The organism is Aeromicrobium sp. Root495 (assembly GCF_001426755.1).
GTDB lineage: Bacteria > Actinomycetota > Actinomycetes > Propionibacteriales > Nocardioidaceae > Aeromicrobium.
This window is the reverse complement of the sequence record NZ_LMFJ01000001.1, coordinates 1,530,740-1,546,975: the sequence shown is the minus strand read 5'-3', so window position 1 is coordinate 1,546,975 and position 16,236 is coordinate 1,530,740. Positions and strand designations below refer to the sequence as shown.

General features: G+C 71.9%; 10 protein-coding genes. 4 read left to right on the top strand and 6 right to left on the bottom strand.

The window, feature by feature from the left end; genetic code table 11:
* Positions 1-26: 26 nt before the first annotated feature.
* From ASD11_RS07735 to ASD11_RS07725, 3 genes are read right to left on the bottom strand one after another with little or no spacing between them, the layout of a single operon-like run.
* The gene (locus ASD11_RS07735) at positions 27-1,775 is read right to left on the bottom strand and encodes an MFS transporter (protein ID WP_235503272.1); all 1,749 of its coding nucleotides are present in this window, start codon (positions 1,773-1,775) and stop codon (positions 27-29) included.
* Entirely contained in the window at positions 1,765-2,487 is a 723-nt protein-coding gene (locus tag ASD11_RS07730; protein ID WP_056285448.1) for an LppX_LprAFG lipoprotein, read from the bottom strand. Before ASD11_RS07730 ends, ASD11_RS07735 begins: the two co-directional genes overlap by 11 nt.
* 36 nt (positions 2,488-2,523) lie before the next feature.
* Positions 2,524-4,977, bottom strand: a complete 2,454-nt coding sequence (locus ASD11_RS07725; protein ID WP_056285445.1) for a DNA gyrase/topoisomerase IV subunit A — start codon at positions 4,975-4,977, stop codon at positions 2,524-2,526.
* Between the two features lie 115 nt (positions 4,978-5,092).
* Here ASD11_RS07725 and ASD11_RS07720 point away from each other — a divergent pair, with 115 nt between their 5' ends.
* The 4 genes from ASD11_RS07720 (at position 5,093) to ASD11_RS07705 (ending at position 10,201) form a co-directional block, all read left to right on the top strand.
* Positions 5,093-7,786, top strand: a complete 2,694-nt coding sequence (locus ASD11_RS07720; RefSeq protein WP_156464631.1) for a bifunctional acetate--CoA ligase family protein/GNAT family N-acetyltransferase — start codon at positions 5,093-5,095, stop codon at positions 7,784-7,786.
* Positions 7,786-8,361 carry a DUF5998 family protein gene (locus tag ASD11_RS07715; RefSeq protein WP_056285442.1) on the top strand — a complete coding sequence of 192 codons (576 nt, stop codon included), beginning with the start codon at positions 7,786-7,788 and terminating at the stop codon, positions 8,359-8,361. Before ASD11_RS07720 ends, ASD11_RS07715 begins: the two co-directional genes overlap by 1 nt.
* Positions 8,358-9,461 (top strand): alkaline phosphatase family protein, encoded by a 1,104-nt coding sequence (locus ASD11_RS07710; protein WP_235503271.1) that lies wholly within the window; start codon positions 8,358-8,360, stop codon positions 9,459-9,461. Before ASD11_RS07715 ends, ASD11_RS07710 begins: the two co-directional genes overlap by 4 nt.
* Positions 9,462-9,547: 86 nt before the next feature.
* The gene (locus ASD11_RS07705; RefSeq protein ID WP_056285438.1) at positions 9,548-10,201 is read left to right on the top strand and encodes a thymidine kinase; all 654 of its coding nucleotides are present in this window, start codon (positions 9,548-9,550) and stop codon (positions 10,199-10,201) included.
* 343 nt (positions 10,202-10,544) lie between these two features.
* Here ASD11_RS07705 and sepH read toward each other — a convergent pair whose 3' ends face one another.
* From sepH to ASD11_RS07690, 3 genes are read right to left on the bottom strand one after another with little or no spacing between them, the layout of a single operon-like run.
* Positions 10,545-11,567 carry a septation protein SepH gene (gene sepH / locus ASD11_RS07700; protein WP_056285435.1) on the bottom strand — a complete coding sequence of 341 codons (1,023 nt, stop codon included), beginning with the start codon at positions 11,565-11,567 and terminating at the stop codon, positions 10,545-10,547.
* Positions 11,568-11,619: 52 nt separating this feature from the next.
* Positions 11,620-15,009: a proline dehydrogenase family protein gene (locus ASD11_RS07695; protein WP_056285434.1), complete on the bottom strand. Its 3,390-nt coding sequence runs from the start codon at positions 15,007-15,009 to the stop codon at positions 11,620-11,622.
* A gap of 1 nt (position 15,010) precedes the next feature.
* On the bottom strand, positions 15,011-16,234 hold the full coding sequence (locus ASD11_RS07690) for an MFS transporter (RefSeq protein ID WP_056285432.1): 1,224 nt from the start codon (positions 16,232-16,234) through the stop codon (positions 15,011-15,013).
* Between the last annotated feature and the right edge of the window lie 2 nt (positions 16,235-16,236).

The window sequence follows — 16,236 nt, the reverse complement described above, 5'->3', positions numbered from 1 at the left end:
CGCCCGTGAGGTTCGTGAGGTCCGCCTCACACGTCGCGGCGGGCCCCGCGGAGCAGCAGGATCGACAGCAGGGCGGCCAGGACGGCGCACGCCGCTGCACCCAGGAAGACGGTGTGCAGCTGTTCGATGCCGGCGCCGCGCACGGCATCGCGATAGGCCTGGCAGGCCGTGGCCGATCCGCAGAGCTCGGTGACGTCGGGGATGCCTCGCGAGGCGGAGTAGAACTTCTGCAGGCCGAGCGTGGTGAGGGCCGAGATGCCGATGAGCATGCCCACCATCCGCGCCACGACGAGCAGGGCGCTGGCCACGCCGTGCACGGCGTCGGCGGTGTGGCCGAGCAGAGCCGAGTTGACGGGCGCGATGGCCAGGCCGAACCCCAGGCCGGCGACGACGAGCGAGATGGTCTCGAGCGGGTCGGAGACCGAGGTGGCGCCCCACGTGGCCATGTGGACGAACGAGAGGGCGCTCATCAGCATCGCCACCGCGGTGAGTGCTGCGGGGTGGACCCAGCGCAGCAGCCAACCCCCGAGCACGGCGCCGACCGGGAGGGCGACCAGGAACCGGACGAGCACGAGGGCCGCATCGAGCTGGGAGTCGCGGTAGACGGTGAGGCGGGCGAAGAACGGGATGTCGACGAGTGCCGCGATGAGCGATGCGCCGATGAAGAACGAGACGACGAGCGCGCCCCAGGCCGGTCGCTCGCTCAGGGCGCCCCGGGGGACGAGCGGCTGTGTGGCCACGCGCTGGCGCCAGCCGAAGCCCAGGGCCGCGACGACCGCGAGGGGCAGGAGCCACCACGCCTGCGGCGACAGCGCCGAGCGCTCGGGCTCGGCCGAGGCGAACGCCACGATGACGGCTCCGAGCGCGACGGTCAGGAAGGCAGCCCCGAGGAGATCGGTGCTGCGCGCGATCTGGCCCCAGCTGCGCCACCCGAGGATCGGACGGCGGGCCGTCGCCTGCCGGAGGAGGAAGAGGAGCAGCAGGCCATACGTGACCAGGGCGACCGGAGTGAGCCAGCGGGAGTCGCCGGTGACGGGCAGGAAGGCAAGGCCCGTGGTGACGCCCTCCGTGAGGCGCCGAGGCTCCAGCATCGTCAGGCTCAGGGCGACGAGCGCGAGGACGGCGAGGGCGGCGCCGACGACGTCAGGTCGGCCGCGGGGATCGGGGGTGGCGGTGTCGGGCACCGAGCCGCGCCGGGTCAGGATGGCCGCTGCGAGCACGAGCCCGACGGCACAGTTGAGCCAGAAGATCTCTCGCCACGAGCCGAACGCGAGCACGACCGCGCCGTAGAGCGGACCGAGCACGCTGCCCAGCTCCTGGACGGCGCCCACGATCCCGAGGGGGAGACCGCGGCGGTTCGGGGGCCAGAGGTCGGCCACGAGCGCGAGGGTGGGCGGGATGAGGCCGCCGCCGCCCACGCCCTGCAGGAGCCGTCCCGTGACCATGGTGGGCAGGTCGAAGGCAGCAGCGGTGACGACGGATCCCACGGCGAACACCACGAGGCTGCCGATGAGCACGGGGACCCGTCCCCGCAGGTCGGAGATGCGACCGATGAGCGGAAGGACGGCCACGTAGCCCAGCAGGAAGCCCGAGATGACCGGGGCGGCCTTCTGGATCTCCTCGACGTCGAGGCCGACCGCCGTCATCATGTCCGGCAGCGCCAGGACCACGACGTAGGTGTCGGCCGCGGCGAAACCGATGGCGACGGCTGCGAGCGCCAGCAGGACCTGCGACGAGCGCGTCACCGACGCCGCGGCGCCAGGCTCAGGCGCCACCGGCGCTCTTCGGGGGGTCGATGCTCACGGACTCGTCCGACGGTGCGAGCTTGACGCGGTAGGTGACGTCGGGCGAGCCCTCGTAGAAGGGGCCCTTGATCGTGGCGTCGCGCAGGAGGTCGTCGTCGTCGAGCCGGTAGCTCACGGTGAAGCTGCCGGCGTCGTCGGCCGTGGGCAGGAACTGCTGGATGACCGAGCCCTTGATGGTTCCGGTGATGGTGGTGAGGACCGCCTTGCCGTCGCGGGACCGGTCGCCCTGCTCGGTGCCGGCGGTGTTGGCGAGGATGACGGCGAGACCGTCGCCCTCGGTGCCCACGAGGGTGGCCGGGTCCGGGGCGTTGAGCGTCTTGGGCGAGATGGTCAGGTAGGCCGGGGAGAAGCCCAGCTTGGCCCAGACCTTGCCGTCCGTGGCGATCACGTCGGCGCTGATGCTCGAGCCACCGCTCACGACGCTCACCTTGCCCTTGAAGGCGGGTGCGTGGGTGCCGACGCCCGTGGCCGACTTGAGGCCGCTCACGCCGTCGGGGACCTTGTCCGTGGAGATGGACACCTGCAGGCTGGCAGCGCCGTCGATGGCCTTCTTGGCCGTCAGGAGTCGAGCCTCCAGGTCGCTCGACGACGTGGATTCCTTGTCGCCCCCGCCCGAGCAGCCGCTGAGGAGCAGGGCGGCGACCACGACGGGCGCCAGGACGGTGAGGAGACGGGTGCGCACGACGTCAGTCTTGCACGCGAGCGCACTCCCGGCGGGTCATCGCGTGCCCGCGAGCGAGCCGGCAGGAGAAGCCACGGCATGGACCGGCTGGGCCACCGGGACGCCGGACGCGTCGCGCTTGTCGGTGGGCTCGGGGAGCTCGACGGCGCTGCCGCTGCGGGCGCACGCGACGGGCGTGCCGTCGCCGACCCACCCGAGGATGAGTGCGTCCTCGCCCTTCAGCAGACGTTGCACGCGGACGCCGCCGGTGGCCCGGCCCTTGGAGGGATAGACCTCGAACGGGGTGACCTTGGCGGTTCCGGTCTGCGTGCCCGGCAGGGCGTCGGCCGAGCCGGCCACCGAGACGACGAACGCCGACGACGGGTCGGCCACGGTGCCGAAGGAGACCACGGTGGCGCCCGGGGCGAGCTTGACGCCCGCCACGCCGCCGCCGCTGCGTCCCTGCGGCCTCACGAGCGAGGCCGAGAAGTGGAGCAGGTTGGCGTCGGAGGTGATGAAGGCCAGGGACTCCTCGCCCGTGGCGAGGGGGACCGCGCCCACCACGGCGTCCCCGTCGGCCAGCGAGATGATCTCCCACTCGTCGCGGTTGAGCTGCTCGGGCCTGACCCGCTTCACGATGCCTTGACGGGTGCCGAGGGCGAGCCCGGGGACGTCGTCGTCGAAGGTCATGAGGGCGAGTGGCGCGTGCTCCAGCGCCACGAGCTCGCCCCAGGGGATGCCGCCCTGCAGGTTGGGCGCCTGGGCCGTGGGAGGAAGGGCCGGGACGTCGAGGACGTCGATGCGCCGGACCGTGCCGCCGGCGGTGACGAGGCCCACCTGGCCGCGCGCGGTGGACCGCACGGCGGACACGATGACGTCGTGCTTGGCGCGCCGCCCCACCTCGCCGAGCGGTGTGTCGTCGCTCGTGCGGGCCAACAGCCCCGTGGCCGAGAGCAGCACCCAGCAGGGGTCGTCGGCCACCTCGAGCGGGGCGGCCTTGGCGCTCGCCGTGACGGACTGGCCGGCCGACTGCAGCAGGACGGTGCGTCGGGGGGTGCCGAACTGCTGGGCGACGGCGTCGAGCTCGGTGCCGACGAGAGCACGGAGCACGGCGGTGTTGCCGAGGATCTCGTCGAGCGCGTCGATGGTGCGGCGCAGGTCGTCGGCCTCCTTCTCCAGCTCGATGCGCGAGAACTTGGTGAGGCTGCCGAGGGTGCGGTCGAGGATGAACTCGGCCTGGGCCTCGGAGAGGTCGAAGACCTCGATGAGGCGGCCACGGGCCTCGCCACGGCTGTCGCTGGAGCGGATGAGCTGGATGACCTCGTCGATGTCGAGGATGGCGATGAGCAGACCCTCGACCAGGTGCAGGCGGTCGGCCGCCTTGCGCCGGCGGAACTCGCTGCGCCGCCGGACCACCTCGTAGCGGTGATCGAGGAAGACCTCCAGCATCTGCTTCAGCCCCATGGTGCGCGGCTGACCCTCCACGAGGGCGACGGCGTTGATGCCGAACGACGTCTCCATGGGCGTCTTGGCGTACAGCGTCTCCAGCAGGCTCTCGGGGACGAAGCCGTTCTTGACCTCGATGACCAGATGCAGACCCTTGTGACGGTCGCTGAGGTTCTTGAGGTCGGAGATGCCCTGGAGCTTCTTGGACTCCACGAGCTTCTTGATGGCCTCGATGACCTTCTCGGGACCCACGTTGTACGGCAGCTCGGTGACGATGATGCCCTTGCGGCGCGGCGTGACGTTCTCGATGCGGGCCGTGGCACGCATGCGGAACGAGCCGTTGCCGCTGGCGTAGGCGTCGCGCACGCCGTCGAGGCCCACGATCTTGCCGCCGGTGGGCAGGTCGGGACCGGGGATGAACTTCATGAGGTCGTCGAGGTCGGCGGCCGGGTGGTCGATGAGGTGCTTGCAGGCCTGCACGACCTCCACGAGGTTGTGCGGGGCAATGTTGGTGGCCATGCCCACCGCGATGCCCGTGGCGCCGTTGACGAGCAGGTTGGGGAGCGCGGCCGGCAGGACCGACGGCTCCATCTCCCGGCCGTCGTAGTTGGGTCGGAAGTCGACGGTGTCCTCGTCGATGGAGCCCGTCATGGCCTCGGCCGCGAGGTCCATGCGGCACTCGGTGTAGCGCATCGCGGCGGGGCCGTCGTCCTGCGAGCCGAAGTTGCCGTGGCCGTCGATCAGCGGGACGCGCAGCGACCACGGCTGCACCAGCCGCACGAGGGCGTCGTAGATGGCGCTGTCGCCATGGGGGTGCAGCTTGCCCATGACCTCGCCGACGACACGTGCGCTCTTGACGTGGCCACGGTCGTGCCGCAGACCCATGTCGTCCATCGTGTAGAGCGTGCGCCGCTGCACGGGCTTGAGCCCGTCGCGCGCGTCCGGGATGGCGCGCGAGTAGATCACCGAGTACGCGTACTCGATGAAGCTGGCGTTCATCTCGTCCGTGATGTCGGTGTCGATGATGTGCTCGTCGAACTCCTCGACGGGTGGCTTGGCCGCCATACGCGCTGCAGCATCCTCTCGATCACGTGGAATACAGGTCCGTCGGCCATTCTCCCCGGTCGTCCCGAGTGGCGAGCGTGCGCCACGCCGCCGGGCCACCCGGTAGGTTGGTCCTGTGACCGATCTGACGGCCGATCGCCCCTCCTGGGAGGCCGACGTCCTCCTCAAGGACGGCCGCGTGGCCCAGCTGCGGCCCATCGTCCCGGCGGACGCCGAGAAGCTCGTGGAGTTCTACGCGCGGGTCTCCGACGAGTCCAAGTACCTGCGGTTCTTCGCTCCGTACCCCACGCTCTCCCAGCGCGACGTCGCGCGGTTCACGCAGGTCGACCAGGACCGTCGCGTGGCCTTCGTCGTCACGTTGCACGACGACATCATCGGGGTGGGCCGCTACGACGCGGTCACCGACGACGAGGCCGAGGTGGCCTTCCTCGTCGAGGACGCCCACCAGGGGCGCGGGGTGGCCCAGCTGTTGCTCGAGCACCTGGCGCAGGCCGGCCGCGAGCGCGGTCTCGCCGAGTTCACCGCCGACGTCCTCCCGTCCAACAACCGCATGATGCAGGTCTTCCGCGAGATGGGCTATCGCGTCGGGGGCCAGGTCGAGGACGGTGTGCAGCGGCTCAGCTTCCGCATCGACCCCACCGACTCGGCGCTCGACGTGATGCGGGCCCGCGAGCAGCGCGCCGAGGCCACCTCCATCGAGCGGATCTTCGAGGCGCGCAGCATCGCCGTGGTGGGCGCCAGCCGCCGCCAGGACTCCATCGGCCAGGCCATGGTGCGCAACCTCGTGCTGGGCGACTACCAGGGCAGCGTCTACGCGGTGAACTCCGCGGCCGAGGCCGTCTCCGGCCTGCCGGCCTACAAGACCGTGAAGGACATTCCCGGGGAGGTGGACCTGGCGATCGTCGCCGTCCCGGCCGAGTCGGTCAACGACGTCGTGCTCGACTGCGCCGCCAAGGGCGTCCACGGCCTCGTGGTCATCTCGGCGGGCTTCGCCGAGGAAGGACCGGCGGGACGCAAGCGCCAGCGCACGCTGCTCAACCTGTGCCGCAGCTACGGGCTGCGCCTCGTGGGTCCCAACTGCCTGGGCGTCATCAACACGACGCAGGCCGTGCAGCTGAACGCCTCGCTCGCCACGAGCATGCCGCCCCAAGGCCGGGTCGGCTTCTTCTGCCAGTCCGGTGCGCTGGGCACGGCCATCCTCGAGTCGGTGGCGCGTCGCGGCCTGGGCCTGTCCACCTTCGTCTCGGCCGGCAACCGCGCCGACGTCTCGGGCAACGACCTCCTGCAGTACTGGTCGGAGGACGAGACCACCGAGGTGGTCCTGCTGTACCTGGAGTCGATCGGCAACCCGCGCAAGTTCTCGCGCATCGCCCGGCGCGTCTCCCAGTCCAAGCCCATCGTGGCCGTGAAGTCGGGCCGGTCCACGCAGGGCGTGCCGGTCGGCCACGCGGTCAAGCGCAGCACGGCACCGCAGGCGGCCGTCGACGCCATGTTCCGGCAGGCCGGTGTCATCCAGGTCGACACGCTCGAGGAGATGTTCGACGTCGCGCAGATCCTCGCCCACCAGCCGCTGCCCGCCGGCAACCGCATCTCGGTCGTCGGTAACTCCGACGCTATGGGCCTGCTCGTGGCCGATGCCGCCACCGCCGCCGGCCTGCAGGTGCTCGACCCCGTGCCACTCGGGGCCAACGCCAACGCCGACGACTTCGAGGTGGCCATCGAGGCCGCGCTCGCCAACCCCGACGTCGATGCGCTCATGGTGGTCTACATCCCGCCCATCAACACCTCGGGCGAGGAGGTGGCCGACGTCCTGGCCGCGGTGGGGGAGCAGTCCGACAAGCCCATCGTGTCCACCTTCCTCGGCAGCGAGGGCGTCCCCGAGCTCCTGCGTGTCGCCGACGTCCGCGGCGGCTCGGCCGGCCGCGGCTCGGTGCCGTCGTACTCCGCTCCGGAGTCCGCCGTCCGCGCCCTGGCGCGGGTGGTCACGTACGCCGAGTGGGCCAGCCGCGACCACGGCGAGTACCCCGCGGCGCTCGACCACCGCACCGGAGACGCGCGCGCCATCGTCCAGGAGGTCCTGGAGCAGGCGCCGCGCGGAGCCGTGCTGTCCACGGAGCAGGTCCACCAGCTCCTGGCCTGCTACGGCATCGACCTCTGGACCTGGATCAACGTGCACACCGTGGAGGAGGCCATCGAGGCCGCCGACTCGCTCGGCTGGGACGTCGTCCTGAAGGCCGGCAGCGAGCACCTGCGTGCCCGGCCCGACCTGGCCCACGTCTGGCGCGACATCCACGACGCCGACGACATGAAGGAGGCCTGGGAGGGCCTCACCGGGTGGACCGGCATGCGGGCCGAGACGCGGTTCTTCGTGCAGCGTTCCGCCCCCGACGGGATCCCCGTCTCCTTCACCGTCATCGAGGACCCGTTGTTCGGGCCGCTCGTCTCCTTCGGCCTGGCAGGCGCTCCCAGCGAGCTCCTGGGTGACCGCGCCTACGGCATCCCACCCCTCACCGACAGCGACGCCGAGGCGATGATCGCCGGGCTGCGCTCGGCCCCGCTGCTCTACGGGTACCGCGGCTCCGACCCCGTCGACATCCCCGGCCTCCAGGACGTGATCCTGCGACTCGCGGCCATGAAGGACGACCTGCCCGAGATCGCCGAGCTCGACCTCGAGCCGGTGCTGGTCACGGCCCAGGGATTCAGCGCGCTGAGCGCGCGGGCCAAGGTGGTGCCGTCGTCCGACCGGCGCGGTGAGTGGTACGTCAGGCGGCTCAGCCGTCCGTCCGTGCTGGGCGATACGCTGGCGTGATGACGCAGGACCGATCCGCCGAGGTGTTCGAAGAGATCTCGCGCAGCGGGTACTACCCCGAGGTCGTGGCCAGCGGGCTCCGGGACGCGTTGGCCGGTGAGAGCGTGCTGGCGTTCGTCGTCCACCACGAGCCCACCTTCGACCACGAGGAGATCCGTCGTCACATGACGGTGCTCGTGCTCACCGCCTCGAGGGTCCTGCTCGTCCACACCGACGAGCACCCGCCCGACGACCTCCTGCCGCAGCCGTACACCTCCACCACCACCGAGGCCGTGGGCATCGAGCAGGTGCGCTCCGTCGTGGTCACGCGCATGGTCTCCTCGGCCACCGGCCGTCTGGCCGAGGCCGTCCTCACGGTCGGCTGGGGTGCGGTCGCCCGGCTCGACCTCGAGCCGGCCCGGTGCAGCGACCCGGAGTGCGACGCCGACCACGGCTACACCGGCAACATCACGGGAGACGACTTCTCGCTGCGGCTCGCCGCTGCGGCCGAGGGCGGAGCCGCCGTGGAACGACTCCTCGACTTCTCGCGCACGCTGTCAGCAGCCACCACCCGACCCGGCGCGGCGGCTCGGTGACCCCCGGACCCGGTGCGCGGCACCGGCTCCGCGAGGTCATGACGTCCGTCGCCGGACGGCTGGGCGCTCCGGGCCACTCCGACACGCTCGGCCTGCCCGATGCCCGTCGCTACGTCGTCTTCCTCGTCGACGGCATGGGGCTGCAGCTGCTGCGCAACCACCCGCGCGAGGCGCCCTTCCTGAACGGCCTGGCCGAGGTCCCCGACCTCGTCTGCGGAGTCCCGTCCACCACGGCCGCGAGCCTCACGTCGCTCGGCACCGGTCTCGACGCCGGCCGGCACGGGGTCGTGGGGTACACGAGCCGCAACCCCGCGACGGGCGGCCGGCTCAACTCCCTCACGTGGGACGCCTCCGTCGACCCCATCGCCTGGCAGCCGCACGAGCCGGTCCTGTCCCAGCTGCGGCGGGCAGGTCTCGACGGCGCGTGCGTCAACGACGCCCGGTTCGAGCAGAGCGGACTCACGCTGTGCAGCCAGCGCGGTGTGCCGTTCCACGGCTTCCGGTCGCCCTGGGAGCGCCTCGACACGGTCGTCGAGGTGGTCGAGGCCATGGGCCCGGGCGCCGTCTACGCCTACGAGTCCCGACTCGACCACACCGGTCACGGTGAGGGCTGCGGCTCCGAGCAGTGGCGCGAGCAGCTCGTGGGCATCGACGAGGAGCTGGCCGACCTCCGCGCCGAGCTGCCCTCCGACACCGTCCTGCTCGTCACGGCCGACCACGGGATGGTCGACGTCCCCGACGAGGGGCGCTTCGACGTCGACGCCCATCCACGGCTGCTCGACGACGTCCAGCTGCTCGCGGGTGAGGCGAGGTTCCGTCACCTGTACACCGCGCCGGGCGCCGCGTCCGACGTCGCCGACCGCTGGCGTGCCGAGCTGGGGGAGCGCGCTGTGATCCGCGTGCGCGACGAAGGCCTGGAGGACTGGTTCGGACCGGTCGACCCGTCGGTCGCACCACGCATCGGCGACGTCGTGGTGGCTGCACTCGAGAAGTTCGCGGTGTTCTCGAGCCGCGAGTTCGCCGTCGAGCTCTCCCTCAAGGGCATGCACGGCTCCGTCACCGAGGCGGAGCTCCAGGTCCCGCTCCTCGTCGCGGACTGACGCTCCACGCCCCACCCCGGTCCCTCGGCGTCCGTCCCGGGCGAGCCGGACGGGACGACGGCGTCCCGACCTGGGATGATGGAGGCGTGGCGGACCTGAACTTCTACTCCGGGACGATGGACTGCGGCAAGAGCACGCTCGCGCTGCAGCTCGACCACAACCACCGCACGCGCGGACGGGTCGGACGGGTGTTCACCTCTCACGACCGCGCCGGCGAGGCCACGCTCTCCAGCCGCCTCGGTCTGGAGGTGCACGCCATCGAGGTCACGCCGTCGCTCAACTTCTGGGACAAGGTCGTGGGTGAGCTCACCCACGGTGGCCGGATCGACTACCTCGTGTGCGACGAGGCGCAGTTCTACAGCCGTGAGCAGATCGACCAGCTGGCCAAGATCGTCGACGAGCTCGACATCGACGTCTTCGCCTTCGGCATCCTGAGCGACTTCCGCACGCAGCTCTTCGAGGGGTCGGCCCGTCTGGTGGAGCTGGCCGACCGGTTCCTGACGCTGCAGGTGGAGGCGCTGTGCTGGTGTGGGAAGCGCGCCACCCACAACGCGCGCACCGAGGACGGGATCATGGTCACGGAGGGTGAGGTGATCGTCGTCGGCGACGTCGACGTCCCTGACCGGCCGGCGCCCACCGTGGGGTACGAGGTGCTGTGCCGCCGGCACCACCGTCGTCGGATGACCGCCGCGTCCGCCCGCGCGGCCGCTCTCTCGCCCGACGTCCTGCCCTTCCCGTAGCCCCCTGGTCCACGCCGGACCCGACGAACGATGAGGGTTCGCGGTCGCTGGGACGACCACCATCCCTCGTCGTTCGTCCTGGGGTGACCAAGGATGAGGGCCTGTGGTCGCGGGGACGACCACGATCCCTCGTCGTTCGTCCTGGGGTGACCAAGGATGAGGGTCTGGGGTCGTGGGACGACCAGGATCCCTCGTCGTTCGTCCTGGGGTGACCAAGGATGAGGGTCTGGGGTCGTGGGGACGACCAGGATCCCTCGTCGTTCGTCCGGCGGTGACGAAGAACGAGGGCCCGCGGTCGCGGGAGCGACCTCAAGCCCTCATCGTTCGTCCGGACCCGGGCGGGTCAGTCCTCGCGGCCGCCGAACATGATCTCGTCCCAGCTGGGGACGCGGCGACGCTCGTTCTTCTTCTTGGCGCGGGGTGCGACCGTGTCGGGCACGGCGACGTCCTGCTCCGCCTCGCTGAACAGGTCGTCGAGCGAGTCCTGGTGGGGACCCTCGGCGGGCTTCTCGGCGTGCTTGGCCTGCGCCTCGGCCTCGGCGACCGCCTCGGCCTCCAGCGCCTTGCGGTCGCGTGCCTCCTGCAGGGAGGAGACCGGGGCGTGGGCCTCGGCCTCGGCCTCGGCCACCACGTCGATCACGAGCTCCTCGATCTCGACCTCGAGCGACGGCGTCTGCACGACCTCGGCGTCCTGGGTGGCGGCGGCCTCGGCCTCGACCGTCTCGCGGATGGCGTCGGCGATGGCCATGTCGGCGGAGTCGGGGAGGGCGACGTCGCCGACGAGGTCGTGGGCGGCGTCGTCGGCGGGCACCACGTACCGGCCCTTCACGTCGAACAGGAAGGTGGCGGGCGCCGCGTCGTCGCGCGGGTGCGCGGTGACGGTCCAGCGACCGTCCTCACGACGCCAGGCATCCCACGCGGCCTCCTCGGGCACGCGGGCGGAGTCGGCGAGGCGCTCGTCGACGGCTGCGCCGAGCTGCACGCCCGAGCCACCGACGTGACGGCGACGGATGGTGGTGCGGCGTGCCTGCTCCACCATGTACTCGCGCTCGGCGAGGACGGGCGCGGCGAACGGCTCGACGCGGTCGAGCTCCATGCCGGAGGCCTCGGCGATCTGCTCGGGACTCTCGCCGCGACGCACGCGGGTCTGGATCTCGCGCGGGCTGAGCGTGGTCTGCTGCATCGTGGGCTCCGTCTCTGCGCGGACGTCCGGCTGGGGCGCGTCCGTGCGGTCGAGGAATGGGACGAGCCGCTCGAGCGGCACCTGGAAGGACTCACCGGTCTGCGCATCGCGCAGGACGAGTCGTCGACCGTCCTGGCTGAGTCGGTCGGGACCGAGCTCTCGCATGTCGTCCTCCCTCGTCATCCTTCTCACCATGGTAGGGACCCGGACGGGCTCCTCCGTGGCGACACGCTCGTCAGAGCGGCAGGTCCCGGAAGGCAGGGTCGGGGTTGCCGAAGCGGTGGGCCGTCACGGACACGGCCTGCTCGCGCAGGAACGGCAGGAGCTCGATGCGGCCCGACCAGGTGACCTGGCCGGCGTGGACGGCGACGTCGGGGTCGCCCGCGACCGCCTGGTGGACGGCTCTGGCGTCGCCGCCGACGAGGCGGATCCGTGCCGGTCGCTCGGCCGCGACACGGGCGAGCCACTGCCCCTCGTCCTCGACGTGGACGTGCTCCGTGAGTCCGGACAGCAACCCGCCCGGGACGGAGGCCGGCGTGCTGACCACGACGGGGGCGCCGCTGCGGATGGCGGCCAGCACGATCCGAAGGTCGGCCTCGAGCTCGCCGCCGAGCCGCACGGTGACCGGGACAGGGCGGTAGCGCAGCAGGTTGCGCTCGACGCCGAGCCCCGAGACGTCCTTGGAGATGCCGAACTCACGGGCCCAGGCCGTCTGGTCCGAGGCCGCGGCTCGGCCGAGACGCTGCAGCGCGCCCTGGTCGAGATGGGGCACCGCGGCCTCGAGCAGGCGGGAGACCCGGGCGTCCAGGGGCACGTCGTCGAGGTGTCGCCGTGGGGGAGCGGGGGCCCAGGTGCCGAGGTGGACCAGGTAGTTGGGGCCGCCGGCCTTGCTGGTGGTGCCGACCGAGGAGCGCTTCCAGCCGCCGAACGGCTGGCGCTGCACGACGGCGCCGGTGATCCCGCGGTTGACGTAGAGGTTGCCCGCCTCGACCCGCTCGGCCCAGTAGCCGGCCTCGTCGGCGTCGAGCGTGTGGATGCCGGCCGTGAGGCCGAAGTCGGTGGCGTTCTGCCACTGCACGGCCGTCTCGAGGCTGGGCGCGTGCATGAGGCCGAGGACCGGACCGAAGTACTCCGTGGTGTGGAACTCGCTGCCGGGGCGCACGCCGGTGCGGATGCCCGGGCTCCAGAGACGTCCTGTCTCGTCGAGGCGGCGAGGCTCGAGCAACCAGGACTCTCCGGGGGCGAGCGTGGTGAGCGCGTCGGCCAGCTTGCCCTCGGGCTCCTGGATGACGGGACCGATCACGGCCTCGGGGTCCTCGGGCCACGCGACGCGCATGGACGAGACGGCGTCGACGAGCTGGCGCCGGAAGCGCTCGGACTCGCCGACGGAGCCCACGAGGATCGCGAGGCTCGCGGCCGAGCACTTCTGGCCGGCGTGGCCGAAGGCGCTCTTGGCGAGGTCGGCGACGGCGAGGTCGAGGTCGGCGCTGGGCGTGACCACGATGGCGTTCTTGCCGCTCGTCTCGGCGAGCAGCGGCAGGTCCGGTCGCCAGGAGCGGAACAGGGCCGCGGTCTCCCACGACCCGGTGAGGATCACGCGGTCGACGTCGGTGTGGGCGACGAGAGCCTTGCTCAGCGGACCCTCCTCGACCGACGCGTAGCGCAGGACGTCGCGCGGGACTCCGCCCTGCCACAACGCCTCGACCATGACGGCGGCGCAGCGTGGGCTCTGGGGGGCGGGCTTGATGACGACGGCGCTGCCGGCCGCGAGCGCGGCCAGGACGGATCCCGCCGGGATGGCCACGGGGAAGTTCCACGGTGGGGTGACGACGGTGAGCCGGGCCGGCGTGAAGGTGGCGCCGTCGACCGCGGCCAGGCGCCTGGCCGACTCGGCGTAGTAGTGGGCGAAGTCGATGGCCTCGCTCACCTCGACGTCGGCCTCGGCGATGGTCTTGCCGGTCTCGGCGGCCATGACGGCCACGAGGTCGCCGCGCCGAGCGGCCAGGGCGGCACCGGCCTGGTGCAGGATCCAGGCCCGTGTGTCGAGGGACTGCTCAGCCCAGTCGGCGCCGGCTCGACGGGCCTGGCGCAGGAAGGTCTCGAGCGAGGCCGGCCCGTAGATCTTGCTCTCCTCGATGGTCTGCACGCCGAGCTGGGTGTACGTGGAGCGCGAGAGCGCCGTCCGGCCCCAGGACCGGTTGGCCGGGGTGGACGGATCGGTGTCGGCGGTGTTCTCGAACGCCTCGTTGCGCAGGGAGACGCGGTCCTGCGTGCGGTCCTGCACGCGGTGGCGTCCCGGCACCTCCTCGGGCACGGCGGCCAGGGACGCGCGGAACCGGTCGGCCTCGCGGTCGAAGGAGGCGGGGTCGCGGGAGAGCGAGAAGGCCGCCGAGAGGAAGTTCTCCTCGCTGGCGTTCTCCTCGAGCCGGCGCACGAGGTAGGAGATGGCCACGTCGAACTCGTCGGGATGCACGACCGGCGTGTAGAGCAGCAGGGCCCCGACGTCCCGACGGGCCGCTGCGACGGGACCGGAGTCCATGCCGAGCAGCATCTCGAACTCGACGCCGTCGGCGACCTGGCGGTCACCGGCGAGCAGGAAGGCGTGCGCGACGTCGAACAAGTTCTGCCCGGCCACGCCGAGCCGCACCGCATCGATGCGCTCGGGCGTCATGGCCCAGTCGAGGACGCGCTTGTAGTGGGCGTCGGACTCGAGCTTGCTGTGCCAGGTGGCGAGCGGCCAGTGGTGGACCGTGGCGTCGACGCGCTCCATGGCGAGGTTGGCGCCCTTGACCACCCGCACCTTGATGCGAGCACCCCCGTGGGCTCGACGGTCCGAGGCCCACTCCTGCAGCCGCTGCATGGCGCCGAGGGCGTCGGGGAGGTAGGCCTGGAGCACGATGCCGGCCGTGAGGTCGGGGAACCGATCGAGAATGCGGGTGAAGACCATGACCGTGAGGTCGAGGTCGCGGTACTCCTCCATGTCGAGGTTGATGAAGGCGTCCTTGCGCGACGCCGCCTCGTACAGCGGGAGAAGACGCTCGACGACGCGCTCGACGGTCTCCTCGAAGGCCCACAGCGACAGCTGGCTGGCGACGGCGGAGACCTTGACCGAGACGTAGTCGACGTCGTCGCGCTCGAGCACGGCCAACGTCTGGTCGCGGCGGCGCAGCGCCTCGCCCTCGCCGAGGACCGCCTCGCCGAGCAGGTTGAGGTTGAGCCGGTCACCCTTCTTGCGGAGCCTGGCGATGCTCTTGCCCAGACGCTCGGGGCGCGCGTCGACCACGAGGTGCCCCACGAGCCGTCGCAGCGTGCGGCGGGCGGTGCCGACCACCAGGCCCGGCATGACGAACGACACGAGTGCCCCGAGCTTGAGCAGCAGGCGCTGGTGCCAGGGGAGGAACCGCGGCGTCGACGAGGCGAGCCGGCGCAGGTTGCGCGCGGCGACGGCCGTGTCCTCGGGCCGGACCACGCGGTCGACGAAGCCGATCGTGAACTCCAGTCCGGCGGGGTCCTGGAGGAGGCGGGAGAGTCGCTTCCCGGCGGGGTCGGATCTACGGGCCTCGGGGGAGCGCGTCCACGATCGGACGAGGTCCACGCTGCGGTCGGCGAGGGGAGTCTGACTCATGTCACGGCCCAGGATAGTGGTTGGCAGGGATGGCATCGACCGGTACGTGGTCGACGGGTCGGGGCGTCGCGATCCAGGCGACCAGGGCCGCCAGGACGCAGGCCACGAGCGGGACGAGGAAGCCCGCGGAGGCCCCTTGGTGATCGATGATCCGACCCGCCACGGCGGCTCCTGGGGCCACTCCGACCGCGAGCCCGGTGGTGGTCCAGGTGAGGGCCTCGGTGAGCCGGCTGGGCGGCACCACGCCCTCGACGATGGAGACGGCCGCGATGAGGGTGGGAGCGATCATGAGGCCGGCGGCGAACATGGCCACGGCGAACCACGCCACCGACGTGATGAACAACGGCGGCACGAAGGTGGCGGCGAGCACGACGAGCGTGATCCGCAGCCGCTGGCGCTGGTCGTCCGTGGCCGGGACCGCGCCCACGGCGATGCCCGCCACGAGGCTCCCCGCCGCCCAGAGGGCGAGGATCGGGCCCGCGGCGCCGGCGGAGCCGTGCTCCTTGCTGAACGCGACGACCAGGACCTCGGTGGACCCGAAGAGCACGCCGAGCCCGAGGCTCGCGACGAGGAGAGGCGCGAGACCCGCCCAGGGCATGGGCGCTCGGGGGCCTGCGCCGGCCTGCCGACGTGGCGGAGCGGTGCGGGGCTGGAGGGCCAGCGCGGCGCTGCCGAGCGAGCCGGCGACTGCCGCGAGGGCGAGACCTGCGGCGTCGTTCACCTGGAGCGTCAGCACCGTCACGAGCACGGGCCCGAGGATGAAGACCACCTCGTCGAGCACCGCCTCGAGCGCGAACGCAGACCCGAGCAGCTCCCGCTCGTCGCCCAGGAGGTGGGTCCAGCGGGCTCGCGCCATGGTGCCGGTCTGAGGGGAGGCCGCGCCGGCGAGAGCTGCGCACAGGTGCGGCCACGGGGCGTCCCACGAGGAGAGGATGGCCAGCAGGAGCAGCGACATGCCGACCGCGAAGAGGACGGCGCACACGGCCATGACCGGGGTCTGCCCGAACGTGTCGGCCGCCCGACCCTGCAGCGGAGAGCAGACCGCAGCGGCCAGCACGAGGACGGCAGCGAGGAGGCCTGCGCTGCCGAACGAGCCCGTCCGCTGCTCCACGACCAGCACGATGCCGAGACCCAGCATGGAGAGGGGGAGTCGGCCGAGCAGCGCTGCAGCGGCGAACGGCGTGGCGCCGGGACGCGTCAACAGGCGTCCGTACGTGGTGCTCACCG

What these genes read in the sequence shown, in the direction of transcription:
- ASD11_RS07725 (WP_056285445.1), bottom strand. Translation starts at nt 4,977, where the DNA reads ATGGCGGCCAAGCCACCCGTCGAGGAGTTCGACGAGCACATCATCGAC.
- ASD11_RS07715 (WP_056285442.1), top strand. Translation starts at nt 7,786, where the DNA reads ATGACGCAGGACCGATCCGCCGAGGTGTTCGAAGAGATCTCGCGCAGC.
- sepH (WP_056285435.1), bottom strand. Translation starts at nt 11,567, where the DNA reads ATGACGAGGGAGGACGACATGCGAGAGCTCGGTCCCGACCGACTCAGC.
- ASD11_RS07695 (WP_056285434.1), bottom strand. Translation starts at nt 15,009, where the DNA reads ATGAGTCAGACTCCCCTCGCCGACCGCAGCGTGGACCTCGTCCGATCG.